A 23,489-nucleotide genomic window follows, 5' to 3' on the forward strand; every position below is an offset into this window, starting at 1 on the left:
GCGGGCGACCTGCCCGGTGGCGGGGTCGAAGACGTCGGCGGTGCGCGTGGAGGCGCCGGAGGTGGCGGCCCCGTCGATCCAGTGCTGCACCACCGGACCCAGCCCGGGGACCTCACCGCTGGCGCCGCCCTGGCTCGCCTGGTCGATCGGGGCGTCGTGCTGGGGGACGGTCAGCTCGCTCACGGGGATGCTCCTCAGCTCTGGACAGGGGTCGTCGTGACCGGTGCGGGGGTGCTCGGGACCTCCGGCGGCGTCAGCACGCGGGGGGTGAGGCCCAGGGAGCGGGTGTGGCGGGCGACGTCCTCGAGGGGGGCCAGCCAGACGTCGTCCATGCCGAGCACGCGCTCGAGCAGCCGCTCGAGCTCGAGCGCTCGACCGGGGCGCCCGGTGAGGAACGGGTGGCACGTGAGCACCCAGCAGCCGCCGGCCGAGCGCAGCCCGTCCAGCTCGGCCTCCCACACCGCCCGCGCGACGGCGGGCGCCTCGATGAGGCCGCTGCCCACGAGATCGGGCAGGTAGGCGTAGCGCTCCCAGTCGTCTAGGGCCCAGTGGATGGGGATCTCCACGACCGAGGCGGGACCACCGGCGGCGGGGGCGTCGACGGCCAGCTCGTAGGGGCTGTCGCCGTCCATGAGGGAGGAGTCGTAGAGGAAGCCGCGCTCGGCCAGCAGGCGACCGGTGCGCCAGGAGGCGTCCCACATCGGTGCGCGGTACCCGACCGGCCGGATCCCGGCGACGGCCTCCAGCGCCTCCAGTCCGCGGTCGAGCGCGGTGACCTCCCCGGCCTCGGTGAGCGCCGACGGCTGCTCGTGCAGGTAGCCGTGGTGGCCGACCTCGTGCCCCGCGGCGACGACGTCGCGCACGGCGCCGGGGTAGCGCTCGGCGGTCCACCCGGGGACGAAGAAGGTGGAGCGGACCCGGTGGCGCTCCAGGAGGTCGAGCAGGCGCGGCAGGCCGACGAGAGGACCGTAGGACTGGTGGGTGATGACGCTGGCCCGGCCGGCGACCTCGGGCCGCTCCCAGAGCAGACCGGACTCGGCGTCGAGGTCGAAGGTGAACGAGGCGGCGGCGCGCGCGCCCGCGGGCCAGGGCAGCGGCGGTGGGAGCCGGCTCACGAGCGCGCCGAGCGCTGCAGGGCCAGAGCGGTCACCAGCTCGTAGGCGGTGTTGGCCGCCGCGACGGCCGTGACCTCGGCGTGGTCGTAGGCCGGGGCGACCTCCACCACGTCGGCGCCGACCAGGGGCAGGTCGGCGAGGCCCCGCAGCACGGCCAGCAGCTCGCGGCTGGTCAGCCCGCCCGCCTCCGGGGTGCCGGTGCCGGGGGCGAAGGCGGGGTCGAGGACATCGATGTCGACGCTGATGTACACCGGGTGGTCCCCCACCCGTCGACGCACCCTCTCGACGATGCCCTTGGCGCCGATGTCGTCGACGTCGCGGGCGTGGATGGCGGTGAAGCCGAGGGCCTCGTCGTCGAGGAGGTCGGCGCGGTCGTAGAGCGATCCGCGGATGCCCACGTGCGCCGACCGGTCCTTGACGAGCAGGCCCTCCTCCGAGGCGCGGCGGAAGGGGGTGCCGTGCGTGCAGGGGGCCCCGAAGTAGGTGTCCCAGGTATCCAGGTGCGCGTCGAAGTGCACCAGGGCGAGGGGGCCGTGCCGGCGGGCGAGCGCGCGCAGGGAGGGCAGGGCGATGGTGTGGTCGCCTCCGAGGAGCACCACCGAGCGCCCGCCGTCGGTCAGGTCGAGGACGGCGCGCTCGACGGCATCGAGGGCCTGCGCCAGGTCGAAGGGGTTGGCCGCGACGTCACCAGCGTCCACCACCTGCGCCAGGGAGAAGGGGGCGGCGTCCTGGGCCGGGTTGTACGGCTTGAGGAGGCGGCTCGCCTCGCGCACGGCGTTGGGCCCGAAGCGGGCGCCGGGACGGTAGGTGACCCCGGCGTCGAAGGGCACGCCGAGGACCGCGACGTCGTGGTCGGGCACGTCCTCGCGGCGAGGCAGCCGGGCGAAGGTGGTCAGGCCCGCGTAGCGCGGGACCACCGTCGCGTCGACCGGGCCCACGGGTGCCGGTGCCCCGGTGCGCTGCCCGTCCGTGCTCGGCTCCCCGCTCGTCGCGGTCGCGTCCGCGGTCATGCCCGTCCCCTCGTCGTCCCACCGTTGACCTGCACGACCTGCCCGACCACCGCGCCCAGCTCCCGGTCGGTCAGGAGCGACACCGCCGCCGCGACCTCGGCCGGCGTCCCGATGCGCCCCAGCGGGGTCACGGACGCGTAGTCGGCGCGCACCTGGTCCAGGCTCGTCCCGGCGGCCGCGGCGTCCACCGCCAGCTGCGGGGTGTCGATGACCCCGGGCGCGACGGCGTTGACCAGCACTCCGAGGGGCGCGAGCTCCCTGCCGAGCGTCTTCACGAGTGCCACCAACCCGGCCTTGGACGCCGAGTAGGCGGCAGCACCGGGCCAGCCGACCAGCCCCCACTCGCTGGAGATGACGACCACGCGTCCGTCTCCGCCGCGGACCATGCCCGGCAGCGCCGCCCGCACGAGGGCGAAGGTCGCGCTGAGGTTGACGTCCACGACGGACCAGAAGTCCTGGGCGGTGACCTGGACCGTCGGGCCCATCGTCATGTGCGCGTGGTTGGCCACGACCACGTCGACGCCGCCCAGCTGCTCGCTGACCTGCTCGACCAGCGCGCGGGGGGCCGCGGGGTCGGCGAGGTCCGCGGCGACGGCGAGGCCCCCGACCTCCGACGCCAGCGCGCTGAGGGCCCCTGAGGCGGTGCGGTCGCTGACCGCGACGACGTGGCCGTCGGCGGCCAGGCGCCGGGCGATGACGCCGCCCATGCCGCCCGCGGCTCCGGTGACCAGTGCCACCACGTCAGATCACCGCCCCGGAGTTGGGGTTGAGGACCTCGCCGACGGCGTAGGTCCCCTCCTCCAGCAGCCACAGCGCGCAGCGGGCGACCTCGTCCGGCCGGGTGAGGCGCCCTGTGGGCAGGGTGGCGAGGTACTCCGGAGCGCGCCACGGGGAGTCGGGCGCCAGCAGCGGGGTGTCCGTGGGGCCAGGGGCGACGGCGTTGACGCGCACGCCGTGGGGGGCGACCTCGGCGGCGGTGCTGCGCACGAGGCCGAGGACTGCTCCCTTGGCGGCGGAGTAGGCGGCGTCGCCCGGCCCTCCGCCGCCGACGGCCAGCTCGCTGCTCACCACCACGACGGCCCCGCTCCCGCGAGCGGTCATGGCGGGGAGCACGGCCTGCAGGACGTGGAGGGCCCCGCCGAGGTGGACGCGGAGCATCCGGTGGAGCTGCTCCACCGTGGTGTCCGCGAAGGGGACCGCGGCGTAGTGCCCCGCGGCGTGGACCGCGGCCGTGACCGGACCCAGCCCTGCTTCGGCGCGGGCGACTGCGCCCAGCACCTCGTCGGCGTCCGCGACGTCGACGGCCCAGGACGCGGCGATCCCGTCAGCTCCGGGCGCCGGGACCAGGTCCAGCCCCACCACCTGCCACCCGCGCCGGCTGAGGGAGCGGGCGCACGCGGCGCCGATCCCCGACGAGGCGCCGGTCACGACGGCGACCTCCCCGCGGTGGCCCTGGTCGGGGGTCGTCATGGCTTCGGCACCTCGCGGGAGACGGTGGCGGCTTCCAGGTCCGGGCTGGCCGCGGGAGCGATGCGTGGACGGACGGAGGCGTAGACGGCGGCACCGACCACGCCGAGCACCCCGACGGCGATCCACACGGACCAGTCCAGGTAGCGCTGGTCGTACACCGGCCGGGGCCAGGCGATGTTGAGGAGCTGGAAGAGCGCCCACAGCGCCGCCACGACGGACGTCGGCAGCGTCCAGCGGCCGAGGGTGAACGGCCCGGGCCGCCAGCGGCGCCGCAGCTGGACGGCGACGAAGGCCACCAGCGGGAAGAGGAAGGCGATGTAGAAGCCTCCCGTCGTGAAGTTGATCATCAGCGTGTAGACGTCAGCGGCCAGCAGGCTCAGCAGCAGCAGAGCGCTGCCGACCACGGTCACCACCAGCAGCGCGACCGACGGCTGCGCCGTCCTGGGCGACAGGCGCGCGAGGACGCGGCCACCGGGGAGGGCGCGGTCGCGGGCGTAGGCCCACACCACGCGGCTCGCGGAGGTCTGCAGCGCCAGGAAGGAGGCGAGGAAGCCGATGACGAAGAGCAGCTCGACCGGTGTGGCGATCCCTGCGCCGAGCTGGGCGGTCAGGGTCGAGGAGACCGGGTCGGCGTCGTCACCGGACAGCACGGCACCGAGGTCGGGGATGGCCAGGATGATCGCCGCCGCGGAGAACATCACCACGACGGCGATGAGGGTGATGCTGGCGATGACGGCCCGGGGGACCGTGCGCCGGGGGTCGCGGACCTCCTCGGCGATCGACCCGGCGCTCTCGAAGCCGACGAAGGAGAACCCGACGAACGCCATGGCCACCAGGAAGGGACCGGACAGCGACAGGTAGCCCACGCCGTCACCACCGGCGGTGCCGGTGAACAGCGCAGACAGCGGCTGCTCCCGGTGGAAGGCCAGGAGCCAGGCGCCGAGCACCACCGAGCCCAGCACCTCCGCCGCGATGGAGGCGGTGAGGAAGATCTTGAGGGCCACGCGCCCGACGAGGTTGAGGACCGTGCCGGCGACGAGGATCCCCACGGCGATGAGGGCTCGCTGCCCGCTGCTCGGGGACTCGATCCCGGCGATGGCCGCCAGGAAGCCGGCCGCGCCCAGGGCGACGGTGGTCATGGCGATGACGAGGGTCCACAGGTAGGCCCAGCCGGCGAACCAGCCGTAGCCGGTGCCGAGCAGGCCGCGCGACCACTGGTAGATCGAGCCCTCGAGGGGCCAGCGCGAGACGAGCACCGCGAACACCAGGGCCACCAGCAGCTGGCCCGCGAAGACCAGCGGGAACGCCCACCAGAACGCCGGGCCAGCGGTGGTGATGGCCAGCGCGAAGATGCCGTAGAGGGCGACGATCGGGCTGATGAAGGCGAAGGCGAAGGCGAAGGAGCTCCAGAGCGTGAACTCGCGCTTGAGCTCGGTGGCTGGAGCAGGGGTGCTGCCGGCTGCCGGAGCAGTAGCACTCACAGGAGACCTCCTCGTCAGTCCCGCCCGATGGGTGCCGCGCGCAGCCGGGGAGCCTGCAGCGGTGCGGTCGGTGTGCGGGTCACCGTGTCTGCTGCGGAGGCAGGAGCGGTAGTCCTGCCCCCCGACGTCGTGGTCTGCGACCGTCCTGGGCCCGCCGTTGGAGGAACCTCCAACCGGCGGGCTCCAGACGGGGCCCGTGCGCCCTACCGTGGTGTGGTGATCGCCCCGCCCGAGGACGAGGAGGGCCCGCGCCTGGCCGCCCTCGTGGCCGACCCGTCGCTGGGGCTGGCGCTGCTGCTGCCCGGCCACCCCGGCCCCGAGCATCGCACCGTCCGATGGGCCCACACCACCGAGCTGATCGACCCGGCGCCGTACCTGCGGGGCGGTGAGCTGGTGTGCACCGTCGGACAGGCCCTGGTCGACGCTGCCGCGTGCGCGGCCTTCGCCGCGTCGGTGGCGTCCGCGGACGCCGTGGGCGTCTGCTTCGGCGTCGGTGACGTCCTGGAGGAGGTGCCCCCCGGCCTGCTGCAGGCCTGCGCGCGCCACGACCTGGCGCTGCTGACCGCCGACCGCGGGACGCCGTTCATCACGCTGACCGAGCACCTGGCGGCCCACCGGGTGCGCCGGGCCGTCGCGGGCAGCCGGGCCGGCCAGCTGCTGGAGCTGCTGGCGGACCGGTCCGTCACCGCCGAGGCCCTGCTGCCGGCCCTCGTCGACGCCGGGCTCGGACGGGGCCGCCTGCAGGCCACCGCGTGGCCCGCGGACGCCGTCGACGCGGTCGTCGAGGCGGTGGGGGACGCCCCCCACCTCGTGGCGGTCACCGAGTCCGAGGTGCTGGTCGTCACCCTGGCCGGTGAGGGCGAGCTCGGGCTGGACGCCGTCCGCGGGCGCGCCTCCTCGGTGTTCGGCGAGGCGCGGGCGCCGTCCTGGCGCGACCTCGGGGCCGCGCTGCAGCGCGCCCGCTCGCACCTGGCGGAGGCCGAGTCCGCTCTGCGCGAGACGGGGCCCTCGGACCCGGCGACCCTGAGCGCCCTGCTCTCGCGCCAGCCCGCCGAGGTGCTCCTCCCGTACGTGACCCAACTGCTGCAGCCGCTGCTGGACGCCGACGCGCGCCGCGACAGCGGACTGGTCGCGACGCTGCGGGCGTACCTGGCCGCCGACGGATCGCTGGTGGACGTCGCCCGCACGCAGTACCTGCACGTCAACTCCGTCCGTCACCGGCTGGCCCGCATCCACACCCTCACGGGGACCGACCCCACGACGCTGCACGGGGCCGCGGCCTTCGAGATCGCCCTGTGGGGGCACCGCAGGGCCGTCACACCCCCTTCGCCTCCGGCGGGCCCCCGACCGCCGGCGCAGGTCAGGCAGCAGACCTCCTGAGGGGCGGACCGGCGACCACGGCCCCGCGCCCGGTCTCCGTGCGCGTGCCCTTCCTGGCCGACCAGCCGTTCTGGGCGGCGCTGCTGCACCGCCGGGGGCTGGCCTGTGCGCCGCTACCCGCCCGGCGGCTCACCGCGGCGCGGGCGATGGCCGTCGAGGACGGGTACGGCGAGGCCCTGGGACTGCTCGGGGGCGTCGTGCGCTGAGGCGTGCGCGGGCCGCGCGGTGCAGGTCCGCCGTCAGGCCTGCACCGGCGCGGCGGGGTCGGCCTCCTCCACGGGCGGCTGGGTACGCCGCGGGGCCAGCACCGCGCACACCACGGCGGCCGCCGCCAGCACCGCCGCCCCGGCCCACAGCGCGCTCGACACCCCCTGGGCGAAGGCGTCCTGGGCCGCGGCGACCAGCTCACCCGCACCGGGTCCTGCCTGCGGCGCGACGGCCAGTGCTGTGCCGGCGCCGTCGCGGGCCGCCTCGGCGACCGCCGGGGGCAGACCGGTCAGCGAGGGGGCGATGCTGTCGCGGTAGGCGGCCAGCAGCACGGTGGACAGCACCGCGATGCCCAGGACGCCACCGACCTCGCGGGTGATGTCGTTGACGGCGCTGGCCACGGAGCGCCGCTCGGCGGGCAGCCCCTCGATGATGAGCACCGTCCCGGGGGTGACGGCCAGGCCGAAGCCGAGGCCGAAGACGAACACCCCGACGGCGAGCCAGCCGAGCACCCCGTCGGCGACCGTGGCCGCCAGGAGCGCGAAGCCGGCGGCCATCACCGCCAGGCCGGCGGCGCCGGGGCCCCGGGCGCCGGAGCGCTGCAGCCACCGGGGCACCAGGGCGGTGCCCATGCCCACGCCGACGGGGATGACGAGCAGGGCGGTGGCGGCCAGGAGCGGGCCGTACTCGCGCACGACCTGGAGGTACTGCGGCGCGAGGACGAACAGGCCCAGACTGGCGAAGAACTGCAGCGACACCACGACCGACCCGGCGGCGAGCCCGCGGTCGCGGAAGAGCCGGACGTCGAGGGACGGCGCCGCGGAACGCAGCTCGTGGCGCGCGAAGGCCACCAGCGCGAGCAGGCCGGCCGCGCCCACCCCCAGCGTCCGGGGGTCGGTCCATCCCTGCTCCGGCGCCTCGATGACGGCGAAGACGACGGCGGCCAGGCCGACGGCCGACAGGACCGCTCCGGGGACGTCGAGCGACAGGTCGGGGTTGCGGTGCTGGGCGACGAGCCGGAGCGCTCCCGGCACGAGCACGAGGGCGCCGACTCCGAAGGCCAGCTGCACGCTCCCCCACCAGAAGACCTCCAGGAGGGCCCCAGCGACCAGGGTGCCCAGGACGGCGCCGCCCGCGGAGACGGCCGACCAGACCGCGACGGCGAAGGCCCGGCGCGCTTCGGGGTAGGCGTCGACCAGCGCGGAGAGGGTGACCGGGAAGACCGCGGCCGCGCCCAGGCCGGCGACGGCCCGCCAGGCGATGAGCTGGGTCGGGTCGGCGGCGTAGGCGGAGACGACCCCCGCAGTCCCGAAGACGAGCAGGCCGACGACGAGGACGGTCCGGCGGCCGACCCTGTCGGCCGCGATGCCGGCGGGCAGCAGGGCGGCGGCGAAGGTCAGGGCGTAGGCGTCGATGATCCACGTCAGCGCCGTCTGGTCGGCCTGCAGCTCGCGGGAGACCTCCGGCAGCGCGATCGACAGGGCCGAGTTGCCAGCGATCACCAGGGCCAGGGCTGCGCACAGGAGGACGAGGAGCAACCGCAGCGAGGTTGCGCTCGCCGCCGGTCCGAGCTCGTCCGAGGTGCTCCGCGCTGCGCCGGCCATGGTGTCCGCCTCTCCGCCACAGTTCGCTCCGAATGCGAGTGTCTCGGCAACGGAGTCTTCTCGCCGGTACGATGCACGGGTGGTGGACCGAGCGCAAGGCGGCGCGGTGGAGCAGGTCGAGCGAGCGCGCATGAGCGCCGAGGAGGTGTCCTGGGCGCTGCGCGCGCTGCTCCGCGAAGCGGACGAGGTGACCAGGCTCCTGGGCCGCCGCCTCCGCCTGCGCCCCCTCGACCACCAGGCGATGACCCACGTCATGAACGAGCCCGGGGGGCTGGGGCCGGCCGACCTCAGCGAGCGGCTCGGCATCTCCACCGGCTCGGCCACGGAGCTGGTGGACCGGCTCGAGGGCGCCGGGCACGTCCGGCGCGAGCGGGACGCCCGCGACCGGCGGCGGGTGGCCCTGGCCCCCACCGAGTCCACCGTCAGCAGCACCCTGGCCGCGCTCGGGCCGCTCTTCGCCGACCTGGACGCCCTCGTCAGCGAGTTCAGCGCCCAGGAGCAGGCGACGGTGGTCAGGTACCTGCGCGCCGCCGCCGACCGCATGCGCGCCCACGCCGAGCGCCTCACGCAGCCCTGAGCCCGGGCATCCCCGCGCCGGTGCCTCAGCCGGCGGCGCCGCGCACCAGGGCCTCCAGGCCCTCGGCGTCGAGCAGGTCGGCGGGGCGGCTCGTGGTGCCGGTGGCGGCGTAGAAGAACGCCGCGCCCACCTGCTCCAGCGGGACGCCCTTCCACCGCGACCACGCGAGGCGGTAGACGGCCAGCTGCACGGCCGCGGCACGGGCGGCCTCCCCGGTCGGGGGCCGCCCGGTCTTCCAGTCGACCACGTCCACGCCGCCGCCCTCGCTGGGCGGGCGCGGGAAGACCGCGTCGACGCGGCAGCGCACCACGAGGCCCGCGACCGGCGTCTCCAGGTCCACCTCGACGGCGACCGGCTCCCGCTGGGCCCACTCCGAGGCGAGGAAGCTCTCCTGCAGCGCGGCCAGCTCCTCCTCGTCGGCGCCCAGCGGGCCGAGCCCGTCGCCTCCGCCGTGCTCGCCCGCACCGTCGTCGTCCTCGCCGTCGGGGCCGAGGACCTCGTCGACGTCGAGGAGGGCGGCCGACCGGAAGCGCTCCTCCAGCCAGGCGTGGAACGCGACGCCGCGGCGGGTGGCCACGCGCGGCTGCACCGGCACGGGGCGGCGCACCGCGAGCGCGAGGGCCGCGGGGTCAGCCGCCAGCTGCACGAGGCGGGAGGCCGACAGGTGGGCGGGCAGCTCCACGTCGGGGGTGCCGCCCGCGTCGCCGCGCGCCCGCTCGGCCAGCAGCGCCTGCACCTCCTCGGCCCACGGCCCACCAGCACCCGGCGGCGCGCCCTCACCGTCGGCCACCGCGAGCGCCACGGCGGCCTGCCGCACGGCGGTGGCGGCGGCCTCGAGGGCGGGTCGGCGGGGTCCGAGCGGGTCGAACGGCCAGGTGGCCCGGCGGGGCTCGCGCAGCTCAGGGTTGTCCGCTTCCTCGGGGGCCTGCGGGAGCTCGGGGACCTCCTCGGCGGTGGCGGGGCCGGCGGCGCGCAGGTGCTCGACCACCTCGGCGAGGAAGGCCGACGGCTCGCGCGGCTTCTTGCGCTCTCCGCCCCACCAGGCGCCGGTGAGCAGCAGCAGCGAGCGGGCGCGGGTCAGGGCCACGTAGGCCAGGCGCCGCTCCTCGGCGCGGTGCGCCGCGGCGCAGCGCTCGGCGTACGCGGCGCGCTCGGCCTCGGCGCCCTTGGCGTCGAGCGCGGCCTCCCAGCCGAGGTGCGGCAGGGAGTCGGCGTCGCCGCGCAGGGGGTGCGGCAGCACCCCGAGCCCCGACAGCCACCCCTGGGACGTGCGCGGCCGCGTGGGGAAGCCGTTCTCGGCGAGCCCGGCGACGGCGACGACGTCCCACTCGAGCCCCTTGGAGGCGTGCACGGTGAGCAGCTGCACGGCGGTCCGGCTGGGCTCGGTGCCCTCCTCCCCGCCGTCCGACAGCCCGGGCGTGGGCTCGTCGGTCTCGGAGGCCTGGTCGAGGCCGTGCTCGTGCTCCTCGGCCAGGCTGAGCCACGCCAGGAACGCCCGCAGCGACGAGCGGTGCGACGTCCCGGCGCCTGTCGCCTCGGTGAACGACGCCGCGACCTCGGCCAGCGCGTCGAGCCCCGCTCGCGCCGCGGCCGGTGCGCTGCCGGGACGGGCGGCCAGCTCCACGTCGAGCAGCAGCGCCCTCTCGACGGCGACGACGAGGTCGGCCAGCGGCAGGTCGAGCTCGCGCAGCCGGCGGAGCAGCAGCCCGGCCTCGTGGACGCGCTCACGCGCGGCCCCGGACAGGCGGAACCCCTCCGGGGTCTCCCAGTCGGCGGGGGGCGGGTCGTCGACGGCGTCGACGAGGCTGGCCTCCTCGGCGAGCTCGGGCTCGCCCGGCTGCTCGCCGCGCGAGCGGCGGGACGTGGCGCGGCGGCGCGACCACGCCGCGAGCACGGCCAGGTCGCGGGCGCCCAGGCGCCAGCGGGGGCCGGTGAGCAGGCGGACGACCGCGTCGCCGCGGGTCGGGTCGGCGACGGCGCGCAGCGCCGAGACGACGTCGACGACCTCCGGCCGCAGCAGCAGGCCGCCCAGGCCCACCACCTCCACGGGGACGTCGCGGGCGCGCAGCGCCTCCTCCAGCAGCGGGAACTGCGAACGGGCCCGGCACAGCACGGCCGCGGTGCGCCGCTGGTCGGCGGGCAGGCGGGCGTCGGCGTGCCAGAGCACGGCGATCCGGTCGGCGAGCAGCGCGGCCTCCTCTCCCGCGGTCTGCGCCCAGGCGACCTCCACGCGCCCCTCACCGGCGCCAGGGCGCGGACCGAGGACGGGCAGCGGGAGCCGGGAGGCGGCGCGCAGCGGCTGGGCGACCACGGCCGCCGCGTCGAGCACGGCGACGTCGTTGCGCCAGCTCGTGGACAGCGCCAGGTGCGCGGCCGCGGCCCCGTCGGCGCGGCGGAAGCGGGTGGGGAAGGCCTGCAGGCCACCGGCGCTCGCGCCGCGCCAGCCGTAGATGGCCTGGTGGGGGTCGCCGACGGCCGTCACCGGGTGACCGCCGCCGAACAGCCGGGAGAGCAGCTCGGCCTGGGCGGTGGAGGTGTCCTGGTACTCGTCCAGCAGCACCACCCCCCAGCGGGCGCGCTCCAGGGCCGCGACGGCGGGCACCTCGGCGGCGATGCGCGCCGCCAGGCGCACCTGGTCGCCGTGGTCGAGCACGCCGAGCTCGCGCTTGCGCTCGGCGTAGTGGCGCAGGAGCGGCAGCACGCGGCGCCGCTGCCCGAGCACCGCCAGCGCCTTGGCGACCGGAGCCGGCTGCTTGCCCGGCAGGGCGCTGATGCGCTGGACCACCCCGGCGAGGGTCGCCTCCACGGCGTCGACGTCCACGAGGTGCTCCGCGCACTCCCCCGCCAGCGCCAGCACGGCGCTGACCACGGTGGACGGGGCGGCGTCGAGGTCGCCCAGCCCGTCGGCGCCCTCGCCGTCGGCGCCGTCGACGACGTCCGCGGCGAGCTGCCACGCGGCCGCCGGCCCGATGAGCTGGGAGCGGGGCTCGACGCCGATCCGCAGGCCGTGGTCGGTCACCAGGCCGGCGGCGTAGGCGTGGTAGGTCGCGACCGTCGGCGAGGCGTCCCCGCCCGCGCCCGCTCCTCCGGCGGCGCCCTCGTCGGCGAGGACGGGCAGCAGGCCGGCCCGGTCGAGCGCGGCCAGCCGCAGGCGCACCCGCTCGGCCAGCTCACCGGCGGCCTTGCGCGTGAAGGTCAGGCCCAGCACCCGCTCGGGCTCGACGTGCCCGTTGGCCACCAGCCACACCACGCGCGCGGCCATCGTCTCGGTCTTGCCCGACCCGGCCCCGGCCACGACGAGAAGCGGCGCCAGCGGCGCCTCGATGACGGCGGTCTGCTCCGGCGTGGGCGGGTGCTGCCCCAGCTCGGAGGCGATGTCAGCGGCGCTGAGCACCTGCACCGGCCCGGCGGTGCTCGTCGTCGTCGGTGTCGTCCCAGCGGTCACCGCACGCACCCGCCCTCGGGGCGCAGCGGGCAGCTGGTGCGCACGGGGCACTTCGAGCACAGGTCGTTGGCGACGGCGTCGAAGGCGCTGGCCGCCATGCCCTCCGCGGTGCGCTGGAGGAGGTCGTGCGCCCACTGCGGGTCAGCGGCCTGCGAGAGGCGCTCCTGGGCCTGCACCCCGGGCTTGGCGCGCGTGCCGCCCAGCTGCACCAGAGCTGCGCCGCCGCTGCGCTCGCCGTCCCCGAGGGCGCCGGAGTCGACCACGGCCTGGTACAGCCCCAGCTGCGGGTGGGTGGCGAGCTCGTCGGCCTTCGGCGCCCGCGCGCCGGTCTTGAGGTCCACCACGCGCAGCGAGCCGTCCGGCTCGCGCTCCAGCCTGTCGAGGCGGCCCCGGACGAGGGCGCGGCCGATGGCGGCGTCGACCTCGACCTCGACCCCGGCCAGCGTGCGCCCTGCGGCGCGGGCGTCGAGCACGTACGCGGCCAGCATCCGCACCATGCGGTCGGCCCTGCGCCGCTCGCGCTGCCCCACCCAGGTGTCGGGCAGCCCGAGGGTCGGCCACAGCTCGTCCAGGCGCGCGGACATCTGCGCGTGGCTGCCCTCGGGCAGCTCCTGGGCGATGCGGTGCACGAGGTTGCCCACGCCCTGCTGCAGCGAGTCGGCCGGCCGCCCGCCGCTGGCCTCGAGCAGCCACCGCAGCCCGCAGCGCCCGAAGGCCTCCACCGCCGAGGGGCTGACCGGCACCGGCTGCTCCGGGTCGCGCAGGGGGGCCTCGTCGGAGACCGGCGGCAGCCCGTACCAGTCGCGCGGGTCAGCCCCCGGGACGCCGGCGGCCGCGAGGCGGGCGAGCGCGGCGGCGGCGTGGTCGAGCCGGGCCTGGTCGACGACGGCGCCCGTGCGGTCCCGCGCGCCCACGGGCGTCAGCAGCACCGACCGCAGCTCGGCGACCAGCGCGGGCAGCGACGTGGCGCGCGGGACGGTGCTCAGCGGCCGCTCGCGGTCAGTGGCCTCCTCCCCGGCGGGGACCTCCGGCGGGCAGACGAGGTCGACGAAGGGCGAGGGCCGCTCGTCCTCGCTGCGGACCGCCGTGAGCACCACGCGACGCCGCGCGCGGGAGACCGCCACCTGCAGCAGGCGGTGCTCGTCGTCGAGCACCTGGCGGCGGGCGGCCGCCGCTGCGGTGGCCGGGGCGAGCCGCTCGTCGGCGGACAGCCGCCCCGCCAGCACGTCGGCCAGCTCCGGCGCGCCCAGCAGCGAGCCGCGCAGGCGCGTGTCGGGCCACGCGCCCTCCTGCAGGCCGGGGACGACGACGACGTCCCACTCGCGCCCGGCCGCCGCGGTCGGCGTCAGCAGCTCCACCGCGCCCGCGCCGGTGGCGCGCGCGGCCAGGGTGTCGGCGGGCACGTCCTGCGCCTGCAGGTGCTCCAGGAAGCGCTGCGGCGGCGAGCCGGGCTCCCGCTCCTCGTAGCGGGAGGCGGCGTCGAAGAGGGCGACGACGGCGTCGAGGTCGCGGTCGGCCAGCGCTGCCGCGGACTCCGCGCCCAGACCGGAGGCCGAGGGGGCTGCGAGCGCCCGCGCGCGCCACCGCTCCGCCAGGCCGGTGGTGGACCAGAGCGCCCACAGCACCTCCTCCGCGCTGCCGCCCGCCTGCGCGGCAGCGCGCCCGGCGGCGAGCACGGACGCCACGTGCCGCGCGGGCCGTGCCGCCCGCGCCGGGAGGTCGGGCCAGCGCTCGGGGTGCAGGACGACGTCGACGAGCAGCGCGTCGCTGCTGCGGGGAGCAGTGGACGGCGGACTCCCCGCTCGCTGCCGCTCGGCGGCCAGCAGCACCTGGCGCAACCGGCGCAGCGCCAGCGGGTCCGCCCCGCCGACGGGAGGGGCGAGCAGGGTGAGGACGTCGTCGACGGCGGGAGGGCGAGCGCCGTCGTCCGGCCCGTGGTCGGCGAGGACCAGGCGCAGGGCCGTGAGCAGCGGGACGACGGCGGGCTCGGCGCGCACGGGCACCTCCGCGGGGGGCACGACCACCGGCACGCCGGCGCGGCCCAGCTCGCGACGCAGCGTGCCGGTGCCCCCGGCGCTGCGGACCACCACGGCCATCTCGCGCCACGGCGTGCCCGCGCGCACGTGCTCCTCGCGCAGCAGCGCGGCGACCAGCGCCGCCTCCTGCGCGGGGGTGGGCAGCAGGTGGGCCTCGACGCTGCCGTCCCCGGCGCCGGCGGCCGCGGCGGCGTCGCGGTGGGCGACCGCTCCCGCGCTGCCGGTGCGCCGCGCCACCCGCAGCGAGGCCGCGGCGACCGCCCGCGCGGACCGCCAGCGGGTGGGCAGCACCGCGACCGGCGCCGGGCCGCTCGGGCCGGCGAAGCGCTCCGCGGCACCGGCCAGCAGCGTCGGGTCGCCGCCGCGGAAGGTCGTGGTGGTGGTGTCCGGGTCTCCCAGGAGCAGGAGGTCACCACCGCGCCCGGCGAGCAGGTCGAGCAGCTCGGCCGTGGCGGCGGTGGACTCCTGGTGGTCGTCGACGGCGACCAGCGACAGCCGCGCGCGCTCCGCGGCGAGCAGCGCCGGGTCGGCCCGCAGGACCGCGCAGGCGTCGTGGACGATGGCCGCGGGGTCGTGGGCGCCGGGACTGGCCAGGGCCGTGACCCGCAGGTACTCCGCGAGGACGACGGCGGCGGCGCGCCAGGCGGGGCGTCCGTGGACGTCGCCCAGGCGGGCGAGCTCGCGCGGGCCGAGGCCGCGCTCGAGCGCGCGCATGAGCAGGTCGCGCAGCTCACCGCGGAAGGCGGGCACGCCGCGGACGGCGGCGGCGACCTCCTCGGGCCACGGCGGGGCGGGCGCGTCGCCCTCCTCGTGGCCGCGCAGCAGCTCGGCGAGCACCTGGTCCTGCTCGGGGCCGGTGAGCAGGCGCGGCGGCGGCCCGCCGGAGGACTGCGCGGCGCGGCGCAGCAGCGCCCACGCCAGGGAGTGCGGGGTGCGCACCAGGGCTTCCGTGGTGGTGCGGCCCAGGCGGGAGCTGACCCTGTCGCGCAGGGAGGCCGCTGCGCGCCGGGAGGGGGCGAGCACGAGCAGCGAGGAGGGGTCGGCGCCGTCGCGCCCCACCCGGGTCACCAGCGCCTCCAGCAGCGCCGTGGTCTTCCCGGTGCCGGGGGCGCCCAGCACGACCAGCGGGCCGCCGCCGGCCGGGTGCTCGGCCACGCGCCGCTGCACGGCGTCGAGCGCGGGTCCGGCGGGGCTGCCCGCCGTCGACGACGAGCCGCGCACGAAGCGCGGGACGGCGACGGCGGTCATGGCACGACCGTGCCACGCACCACCGACAGCCCGGTCGCGGTGGTCAGGCGCGGCCGGGACCCGCGAGCTCCTGGGGACCGTCCCAGCGGCACCTGCCGAGGTCCAGGCGGCTCGTGCCGAGCACCAGGGGGTGCCCCTCGTCGGCCCAGTGGAGCATCGCGCGCGGGGTCAGACCCTCCGGCAGGGAGCCGTCGGCGCGGACCACCCGCCACCACGGCAGCTCGTGCCCGTGCTGGCTCATCACGGCGCCGACGGCGCGGGGGGCGCCCCAGCCGGTGAGCTCGGCGACGTCGCCGTAGGTCAGCGCCATGCCCTCGGGGATGGCGAGCACCAGCGGGCCGACGTCGTCGACGTAGGCGCGCCCCGGGGGCCGCTGCCGGTGCTGGGGCGTCAGCGGGCCTCCCCGAGGTGCAGGTCCAGCCGGCTGAGCTGTCCCAGCTGCAGCACCGCCCACGGGGAGATCACGAACGGCGTGCGCGCGGCGAGCGCCACGGCGTCGTCCCACTCCACCCAGGCCCACTCGGCGACCTCGTCGGGGTCGGGCACCGGGTCGGCGTCGGCGACGGCGGTGAACACCGGGCAGAACTCGTTCTCCACCACGCCGGAGGCGTCGACGGCGCGGTAGGCGAACTCCGGCAGGCGCTCCACGAGGTCGCGCACCTCCAGGCCGAGCTCCTGGCGGGCGCGGCGGCGCACGGCGTCCTCGAAGGCCTCCCCGGGGGCCGGGTGGCCGCACACGGAGTTGGTCCACACGCCCGGCCAGGTCGCCTTGGAGACCGCCCGCCGCGTCAGCAGGAGCCGTCCGCGCGCGTCGCTGACGTAGCAGGAGAACGCCAGGTGCAGCGGGGTGTCGGCGGTGTGCACGCCCGCCTTCGGGGTGCTGCCGACGGGTCGGCGCTGCTCGTCGAGGAGCACCACGAGCTCGGGCGCGGAGGTCTGCGCGCCGGGGGCGGCCAGGGAGGTCGTCACCGGCCGAGGGTAGGCGCTGGCGGGCCCGCGCGACGACGCGGTGGACCGGGCCGCGCCTCAGCGCCCGTCGCGCGCGGCGGCGAAGCCCTCGCGGACCCTCGCCACCAGCGCCTCGCGCTCCGGCAGGGGCGCGAACAGCGCCCGGGCGGCCGTGACCTGGAAGGCCTCCAGCTCCGCCAGGCCGTAGCCGAACGCGGTGACCAGCGCCGCGAGGTCGTCGGTGAGCGTGGTGGCGCTCATGAGCCGGTTGTCGGTGTTGACGGTGACCGCCAGGCCGGCGCGGCGCAGCAGGTCGAAGGGGTGCTCGGCCATCGAGGTCCCCCAGGCGGCGACGGCACCGGTGTGCAGGTTGGAGGTGGGGCTGGTCTCCAGCGCGGTGCCGCGGTCGCGGACCCACGTGGCGGTCGGACCCAGCACCGGGCCCCTCGGGGAGTCGGTGACGTCCAGGGCCAGCCGCACCCCGTGGCCCAGGCGCAGCGCCCGCCCGTCCAGAAGCGCCGAGTCGATGCTGGCCAGGTCGTCGGCCTCCCCGGCGTGCACGGTCACCGGCAGGTGGTGGGCGGCCAGCAGCTCGAAGGCCTCGCGGTGGGCGCTCGGCGGGAAGCCGGCCTCGGGCCCGGCGACGTCGAAGCCCACCACGCCGCGGTCGCGGTGGCGCAGCGCGAGCTCGGCGACCTCCACCGAGCGGGTGCCCTGGCGCATGGCGCAGAGCAGCTGGGTCACCGTGGTGCTGCCCCCGGCCGCGCGGACCTCCTCGGCGCCCGCCCGCAGGCCGGCCTGGACGGCCTCGACGGCGGTGTCGAGGTCCAGGTCCCCGGTGGCCACGAGCTCCGGCGCCCAGCGCACCTCGCCGTGGACGACGCCGTCGGCGGCCAGGTCGAGCACGTACTCGCGGGCCACCCGCTCGAGGTTCTCCGCGGTGTGGAGGACGGCGGTGGTGATGTCGAAGGAGCGCAGGTAGTCCACCAGCGAGCCGGTGGTCGACTGCGCGAGGAACCAGGCGCCGAGCTCGACGGGGTCGGTGGTCGGCAGCTCCACGCCCGCACCGGGCGCGAGGTCGACGACCGTCTGGGGCCGCAGGGCGCCGTCGAGGTGGTCGTGCAGGCTGATCTTGGGCAGGGCGCGCAGCACCTCGGTGCTCAGCTGGCCGGTGCCCGTCCCGCGGTCCGCTGCTGTCTCGCTCACGGGGTCCTCCCTCACCTGCAGCCCTCCTGCGGGTGGCCGCAGCAGCACACCACACCGCCGCGGCGGCGGCCGGTCAGCCGACCACGAGGCCGGGGTCGACCTCGGCCGCCCACGCCAGCAGACCGCCGCGCAGGTGCGCGACCTCGGCGTGCCCTGCGGCGCGCAGCGCGCGCACGGCGCGCTCGGAGCGGGCGCCGGAGCGGCAGTGCACCACCACCCGCCCCGGCGGCAGGGGTGGCAGGACCCCGGCGACGGCGTCCTCCAGCGGCACGGCCACCGCGCCCGGCAGCCCGCCCAGCGAGCGCTCGGCCGGGGTCCTGACGTCGACGAGGACGACGCCGACCCCGCTGCGGAGCATCCCGTCCAGCTGCAGCGCCGACACCTCGGCGTCCGCGGGCAGCGCCTCCTCGGGGCTCGGTGGGGGCACCGATCGGCGGGCGGGGGCCCCGGCGGCGTCCTCGCGGGGCCCCGCCCCGCGCACGCGCACGGTCCGCCAGGACATCGCCATCGCGTCCAGCACGAGCAGCCGCCCCAGCAGCGGCTCACCCGCGCCGACGACGAGCTTGACGGCCTCCACGGCCATCACCGAGCCGACCACCCCGCACAGGGCGCCCAGCACGCCGGCCTCCGCGCAGGAGGCGACGGACCCGGGCGGCGGCGGGTCGGGAAACAGGTCGCGGTAGCCGGGGCCGGAGCCGCCGGCGGTGGCGGGCCACAGGACGGCGACCTGGGCGTCGTGCTGGAGCAGGGAGCCGAAGACCTCCGGCACGCCCAGCTCCTCGCAGGCGTCGGCGACGGCGTAGCGGGTGGCGAAGTTGTCGGCGCCGTCAACGACCAGGTGGCACCCGGTGAGCAGCCGCACGGCGTTCTGCGCGGTGAGGCGCTCGGGCGCGCGGACCACGCGGGTCCACGGCGCCTGGCGGGCGAGGGCGTCGGCGGCGGAGTCGACCTTGGGCCTGCCGACGTCGGCGGCGCCGTGCAGCACCTGCCGCTGCAGGTTGGAGGCCTCGACGGCGTCGTCGTCGACCACCACCAGCTCGCCGACGCCCGCGGCGGCGAGGTAGGCGAGCACGGGCGAGCCCAGCCCCCCGGCCCCGACGACGCCGATGCGCGCGGCGCGCAGCCGGCGCTGCCCGGTCTCGCCGACGGAGGGCAGGAGCAGGTGGCGCGACCACCGCTGGCGCTCCTCGGCGGTCAGCGGCGGGCCGGGCTCGACCAGCGGCTCCACCGCCCAACCCTCCCACGCCCGCGCGGACCGCAGCCGGTCGCCCGGCTGCGAGGAGGGGCGGAGCTCAGCTGCGCAGGTCGGGGGCGAGGCGGCGGTTGCAGGCGGCCAGGACGGCCCGCACGACGGCGGGCTGGGAGCCGCCCTCCAGCGCCGACCCCACCAGCTGCTCGCTGCCGCGCGCGGTCGCGGTGCCGACCATCACGGTGACGGCGGCGCGGCCGTCGAGCTCGCAGGGGCGCACGGCCTCGACCTCGGCGCGCAGCCGGCCGCCGGCGGCGGACTCCAGGGCGCGCAGCGTCGCCGACGCCAGCGCCCGCAGCCCCCCGGAGGGGGTGTTGGCCGACTCCGAGACCCCCGTGTGCACGGTGCTGCCGCGCGTCAGCGCCACGGTGGCCGTCGTGGACAGGCCCTCGGTGACGACCTGGACGCGCTCGAGCACGAGGCGGTCCCCGCCGTCGTCCTTCGGGGCGGGAGCTGCGTCGCCCAGCCACTGCGGCGCGGGCGTGGCCGCCACCGACGCGGCGCTCAGCGGCGGCACGGAGATGCGCCCGGTGCGCGGTCGCCCGTCCCGCTCTCCGCGCTCGGGGGTGACGGCCGGCATCGGCACGCGCGCCCCGGCCCGCGGCGCCCCGGCCCGCGGCGCCGCGGCCCGCGGCCCCTCGGGAGCACCCGAGGAGGCAGCGGCCGGAGCAGCGGCGCCCGCTGCCGGCGCAGCTGCCGCGACGGGCGCGACCAGGGCGACCGGCCCCGGACCGGGCCGCTCGCCGGGCGCGGGGTCCGCGGCCGGGCCGACGGCGGGGCGGGGGGTGACGGAGGCGTCCCGCTCGAGGGCCTCCTCGACGGCGACGGCGACCTGCTGCTCGTCCGCGCCGGGCGCGAGCTCGAGGCGGACCGTGGCGGAGCCGTCGGCGAGCGGCTCGACGCGCACACCGGTCACGCCCGGGACGGTCAGCGCGACCCGCACCACGTCGTCGACGCGTGAGGCGGTGCGGTCGGAGGTCTGGCCGATCGTCTGGCCGGTCATCGCGCGCCTCCCGGCAGGTCTGCGTCAGTGGTGCACCCGGACGGAGCGCCCTGTGGTGAGTGCTTCACGGAGTGTCACAGACAGGTGGGGTTCGGCGAGGGCGAACGCCAGCACTCGCGCCGCGCCCGCCGCCGGGCCCGCGGTGCAGGATGGGCCTGGCGCACGCGGTGCGCACCGAGCAGACCAGCTGCCGTCAACACAGCACCAGGAGGCCCCGTGGAGATCCGGATCGGCGTGCAGAACAGCCCGCGCGAGGTGGTGCTGGAGTCCACCGACAGCGTCGCCGACGTCAGCGCCGCCGTCAGCGCGGCCCTCAAGGGCGGGACGACGCTGACCCTCAAGGACGAGCGCGGGCGCACCGTGCTGGTGCCCGGCGCGGCCATCGCCTTCGTCGAGATCGGCTCCGAGGAGAAGCGCGGCGTCGGCTTCGGCGCCCTCTGAGCCCTCGCGAGGACGCCGGCGCAGTGCCAGGCCCGAGCGGGAGCGTCAGACCTGGGAGGCCGGATCCGGCCTCCCAGGTCTGACACTCCTGCAGGACCTGACACCGGTGGTGGCGCCCGTGCTGCGAGCGCCCAGGACCACGGAGGGGGCGGGTCGGGTCAGGCGGTCAGGCCCAGCCGCAGCATCCGGCGCACGTGGTTCTCGGTGAGGCGGTTGAACATCTTGCCGATCGCCACCAGGTCGGTGCCCGCCCCACCGCCCTCCACCAGCAGCACGGTCAGGGAGTCGCGGTCGGCGGCCACCCGCTGCGCCTGGCTCAGCGCCTCCCCCACCAGGCGCCGCCCCCACAGCGCCAGCCGCCCGGCGACCCGCGGGTCGCGCTCGGTGGCCTCGCGGACCGCGCCGACCACGAACTCCGCGCCGCTCGTCTCGTCCAGGAGCCGCTCCACGAGCTCGCGGGTGGGGTCGGGGGCGAAGGCGGCGACCTCGCGGTAGAAGTCGGTGGCGATGCCCTCCCCCACGTAGGCCTTGAGCAGCCCCTCCAGCCAGTCGTTGGGCGTGGTGCGCTCGTGGTAGGCGTCCACGGCGGCCACGAAGGGCCGCATCGCCGCCCGGGGGTCGGCCCCCAGCTCCCGCAGCCGCTCCACCAGCAGCTCGTAGTGGTGGAACTCCTCCACCGCCAGCGCGCCCACCTCCGCGGTCTGCTCCAGCGTGGGCGCCTTGTCGGCGTGCGCCGACAGGCGCAGGAAGCCGGTGAGCTCCCCGTACGCCAGCGCGCCGAGCAGGTCGACCTCGGCCTGCAGCGCGCCGCCGGCCCCGGGCCCGTCGGAGTTCCGGCTCAGGCGGGACGTCGTCATGCCGATCAGACTAGGACGACGACCCGTCGGCGAGCCCCGGTACCATGGGGCCGACAACCTCGGTCGACCGGTCGCTGCCACGATCGGCAGCCGAACCGCCGCGGAGCCGTCCGAGCCGCGCCGTCACCAGTGACCGGCGCCCGACGCTCCAGCCACCGAGACGTGAGGCCACGCGTGCCCGACACCACCACCGACCAGAGCACCGACCAGGTCGACCAGACCGCCGACGAGCAGGTCGCCGCGGTCGCCGCCAGCGACGCCGACCGCGCCACCCTCCCGCAGGACGCCATCCTCGCCGGGGACGACGAGACGCCCTCGGTCGAGGTGCTCGCGCAGAAGTCCTTCGCCGACTACGGCGTCGAGCCCAAGATCGTCGCCGCGCTCGACCGCGCCGGCATCACCCACCCGTTCCCGATCCAGGCGATGACCCTGCCGGTCGCGCTGGCGGGCCACGACATCATCGGCCAGGCGAAGACCGGCACCGGCAAGACCCTCGGCTTCGGCGTGCCCGTCATCCAGCGCGTCGTCGGTCCAGGCGAGGACGGCTGGGACGCCCTCGAGGCCCCCGGCAAGCCGCAGGCGCTCGTCGTCGTCCCCACCCGCGAGCTCGCCGTCCAGGTCGCCCGCGACCTCGAGCGCGCTGCCACCGACCGCGCCGCCCGCGTCCTGGTCATCTACGGCGGTCGCGCCTTCGAGCCGCAGGTGGAGGCGCTGCAGCGCGGCGTCGAGGTGGTCGTCGGCACGCCCGGCCGCCTGCTCGACCTGGCGCAGCAGGGCCACCTCAGCCTGGCCGCCGCCCGCGCCGTCGTCCTCGACGAGGCCGACGAGATGCTCGACCTGGGCTTCCTGCCCGACGTCGAGAAGCTCCTGGCGCAGACCCCCGCCGGGCGCCAGACGCTGCTGTTCTCCGCCACGATGCCCGGCCCCGTGGTCGCGATGGCCCGGCGCTACATGAGCCAGCCCACGCACATCCGCGCCGCCGACCCCGACGACGACGGCGCCACCGTCAAGGCCACCACCCAGTGGATCTACCGCGCGCACGCCATGGACAAGGTCGAGGTGCTCGCGCGCATCCTGCAGGCCGACGGCCGCGGACTGACGATCGTCTTCGCCCGCACCAAGCGCACCGCCGCCAAGGTCGCCGACGAGCTGGTCGACCGCGGCTTCGCCGCCGCTCCGCTGCACGGCGACCTCGGCCAGGGCGCCCGCGAGCAGGCGCTGCGCGCCTTCCGCAACGGCAAGGTCGACGTGCTGGTGGCCACCGACGTGGCTGCGCGCGGCATCGACGTCAGCGACGTCACCCACGTCGTGAACTACCAGTGCCCCGAGGACGAGAAGACCTACCTGCACCGCATCGGCCGCACGGGCCGCGCGGGCGCGACGGGCACCGCGGTCACCTTCGTCGACTGGGACGACCTGCACCGCTGGACGATGATCGACAGGACGCTCGACCTCGGCATCCCCGAGCCCGTCGAGACCTACTCCACGTCCCCGCACCTCTACTCCGACCTCGGCATCCCCGCCGGCACCAAGGGTCGGCTGCCGCGCTCGGCGCGCACCCGCGCCGGTCTGGACGCCGAGGAGCTCGAGGACCTCGGCGAGACCGGGCGCCGCCACGGCGGCCGGGACGGCGAGCGCGGTGGCCGCGGCGGGCAGGGCGGCCGCGGTGGCGAGCGCGGCGGCCGCGGGCGCGGTGGCGAGAGGTCCGAGCGACCGGAGCGGTCCGATCGTGCGGAGCGGCCGGAGCGGCCGGAGCGGCCCGCCCGCACCGAGCACCCCGCCGGCGCCGAGGCGGAGGAGGGCGCTGACCGCCCCCGTCGTCGTCGCCGCCGCGGGGGTGGCGGGTCCGGCGAGGCTGGGTCCGCCCCCGAGGCGACCGGCGCGCCGGCGCCGGAGACCGCCGAGGGCGGCGCCCCGCAGAGCCTGGACCAGATCGCGCTGCCCGACCGCTCCGGCGGCACCGGCCCCGAGGGCGAGCACTCCGAGGGTGCGCCGCGCCGTCGCCGCCGCCGCGGTGGCCGTGGGCGCGGCCGCGCCGGCCAGGCTGCGGGTGAGGCGGGCGCCGAGGGTGCCGCCGAGACCGGGGGCGAGGGTGCCCCGCACGCCGCCGGCGAGGCCTCCGGCTCCGACGACTGACCAGCACCTGAGCAGCCGGGCGCCCCGCGGCGGGTGCCCCCCCCCCCCGGACCCCACCCCGGGGCGGGGGGGCGGG

The 23,489-nt window shown here is 77.4% G+C and carries 20 protein-coding genes; 5 read left to right on the top strand and 15 right to left on the bottom strand.

Annotated elements, in window-relative coordinates; all coding sequences use genetic code 11:
- The 6 genes from ACUN9U_RS17890 to ACUN9U_RS17915 form a co-directional block, all read right to left on the bottom strand.
- Positions 1-183 (bottom strand): hypothetical protein (locus ACUN9U_RS17890; protein ID WP_445486354.1); only part of this gene is annotated, 183 nt, incomplete at its 3' end.
- A gap of 11 nt (positions 184-194) precedes the next feature.
- Positions 195-1,115 carry a polysaccharide deacetylase family protein gene (locus ACUN9U_RS17895; protein WP_445486355.1) on the bottom strand — a complete coding sequence of 307 codons (921 nt, stop codon included), beginning with the start codon at positions 1,113-1,115 and terminating at the stop codon, positions 195-197.
- Entirely contained in the window at positions 1,112-2,125 is a 1,014-nt protein-coding gene (gene speB / locus ACUN9U_RS17900) for an agmatinase (protein WP_445486356.1), read from the bottom strand. The genes ACUN9U_RS17895 and speB overlap by 4 nt, the downstream gene beginning before the upstream one ends.
- Positions 2,122-2,862 (bottom strand): SDR family NAD(P)-dependent oxidoreductase, encoded by a 741-nt coding sequence (locus ACUN9U_RS17905; protein ID WP_445486357.1) that lies wholly within the window; start codon positions 2,860-2,862, stop codon positions 2,122-2,124. The genes speB and ACUN9U_RS17905 overlap by 4 nt, the downstream gene beginning before the upstream one ends.
- A gap of 4 nt (positions 2,863-2,866) precedes the next feature.
- Positions 2,867-3,595, bottom strand: a complete 729-nt coding sequence (locus tag ACUN9U_RS17910) for an SDR family NAD(P)-dependent oxidoreductase (RefSeq protein WP_445486358.1) — start codon at positions 3,593-3,595, stop codon at positions 2,867-2,869.
- Entirely contained in the window at positions 3,592-5,076 is a 1,485-nt protein-coding gene (locus ACUN9U_RS17915; protein WP_445486359.1) for an amino acid permease, read from the bottom strand. The genes ACUN9U_RS17910 and ACUN9U_RS17915 overlap by 4 nt, the downstream gene beginning before the upstream one ends.
- A 216-nt stretch (positions 5,077-5,292) precedes the next feature.
- Between ACUN9U_RS17915 and ACUN9U_RS17920 the strand changes: the two genes are divergently transcribed.
- Both ACUN9U_RS17920 and ACUN9U_RS17925 read left to right on the top strand, forming a co-directional pair.
- A complete protein-coding gene (locus ACUN9U_RS17920) occupies positions 5,293-6,456 on the top strand; it encodes a PucR family transcriptional regulator ligand-binding domain-containing protein (protein ID WP_445486360.1) in 1,164 nt (387 codons plus the stop codon).
- Between the two features lie 38 nt (positions 6,457-6,494).
- A complete protein-coding gene (locus ACUN9U_RS17925; RefSeq protein WP_445486361.1) occupies positions 6,495-6,662 on the top strand; it encodes a hypothetical protein in 168 nt (55 codons plus the stop codon).
- Positions 6,663-6,695: 33 nt separating this feature from the next.
- On the opposite strand, the gene ACUN9U_RS17930 is transcribed toward ACUN9U_RS17925, so the two are convergent.
- Positions 6,696-8,201: an MFS transporter gene (locus ACUN9U_RS17930; protein WP_445486362.1), complete on the bottom strand. Its 1,506-nt coding sequence runs from the start codon at positions 8,199-8,201 to the stop codon at positions 6,696-6,698.
- A 148-nt stretch (positions 8,202-8,349) separates the two neighbouring features.
- Here ACUN9U_RS17930 and ACUN9U_RS17935 point away from each other — a divergent pair, with 148 nt between their 5' ends.
- Positions 8,350-8,844, top strand: coding sequence for a MarR family transcriptional regulator (locus ACUN9U_RS17935; protein ID WP_445486363.1), 495 nt, complete (start codon positions 8,350-8,352; stop codon positions 8,842-8,844).
- Between the two features lie 25 nt (positions 8,845-8,869).
- On the opposite strand, the gene ACUN9U_RS17940 is transcribed toward ACUN9U_RS17935, so the two are convergent.
- The 7 genes from ACUN9U_RS17940 to ACUN9U_RS17970 all read right to left on the bottom strand — a co-directional run bounded on the left by ACUN9U_RS17940 (position 8,870) and on the right by ACUN9U_RS17970 (position 19,979).
- On the bottom strand, positions 8,870-12,289 hold the full coding sequence (locus tag ACUN9U_RS17940; RefSeq protein WP_445486364.1) for a UvrD-helicase domain-containing protein: 3,420 nt from the start codon (positions 12,287-12,289) through the stop codon (positions 8,870-8,872).
- Positions 12,286-15,573 (bottom strand): ATP-dependent helicase, encoded by a 3,288-nt coding sequence (locus ACUN9U_RS17945; protein WP_445486365.1) that lies wholly within the window; start codon positions 15,571-15,573, stop codon positions 12,286-12,288. The genes ACUN9U_RS17940 and ACUN9U_RS17945 overlap by 4 nt, the downstream gene beginning before the upstream one ends.
- 43 nt (positions 15,574-15,616) lie before the next feature.
- Entirely contained in the window at positions 15,617-15,904 is a 288-nt protein-coding gene (locus ACUN9U_RS17950) for an MGMT family protein (protein ID WP_445486366.1), read from the bottom strand.
- Positions 15,905-15,963: 59 nt separating this feature from the next.
- Positions 15,964-16,542 (bottom strand): isopentenyl-diphosphate Delta-isomerase, encoded by a 579-nt coding sequence (gene idi, locus ACUN9U_RS17955; RefSeq protein WP_445486367.1) that lies wholly within the window; start codon positions 16,540-16,542, stop codon positions 15,964-15,966.
- A gap of 57 nt (positions 16,543-16,599) precedes the next feature.
- Positions 16,600-17,727: an adenosine deaminase gene (locus ACUN9U_RS17960; RefSeq protein ID WP_445486368.1), complete on the bottom strand. Its 1,128-nt coding sequence runs from the start codon at positions 17,725-17,727 to the stop codon at positions 16,600-16,602.
- A 73-nt stretch (positions 17,728-17,800) separates the two neighbouring features.
- Positions 17,801-18,955 (bottom strand): ThiF family adenylyltransferase, encoded by a 1,155-nt coding sequence (locus ACUN9U_RS17965; protein ID WP_445486369.1) that lies wholly within the window; start codon positions 18,953-18,955, stop codon positions 17,801-17,803.
- A gap of 64 nt (positions 18,956-19,019) precedes the next feature.
- Positions 19,020-19,979: a hypothetical protein gene (locus ACUN9U_RS17970; protein WP_445486370.1), complete on the bottom strand. Its 960-nt coding sequence runs from the start codon at positions 19,977-19,979 to the stop codon at positions 19,020-19,022.
- Between the two features lie 216 nt (positions 19,980-20,195).
- Here ACUN9U_RS17970 and ACUN9U_RS17975 point away from each other — a divergent pair, with 216 nt between their 5' ends.
- Positions 20,196-20,420, top strand: coding sequence for a DUF3107 domain-containing protein (locus tag ACUN9U_RS17975; RefSeq protein ID WP_139711552.1), 225 nt, complete (start codon positions 20,196-20,198; stop codon positions 20,418-20,420).
- 158 nt (positions 20,421-20,578) lie between these two features.
- On the opposite strand, the gene ACUN9U_RS17980 is transcribed toward ACUN9U_RS17975, so the two are convergent.
- On the bottom strand, positions 20,579-21,277 hold the full coding sequence (locus ACUN9U_RS17980) for a ferritin-like fold-containing protein (RefSeq protein ID WP_445486371.1): 699 nt from the start codon (positions 21,275-21,277) through the stop codon (positions 20,579-20,581).
- Positions 21,278-21,451: 174 nt separating this feature from the next.
- Here ACUN9U_RS17980 and ACUN9U_RS17985 point away from each other — a divergent pair, with 174 nt between their 5' ends.
- Complete coding sequence (locus ACUN9U_RS17985; RefSeq protein ID WP_445486372.1) at positions 21,452-23,413, top strand: DEAD/DEAH box helicase; 1,962 nt, start codon at positions 21,452-21,454, stop codon at positions 23,411-23,413.
- Positions 23,414-23,489 lie beyond the last annotated feature (76 nt).

The organism is Quadrisphaera sp. KR29 (assembly GCF_052644995.1).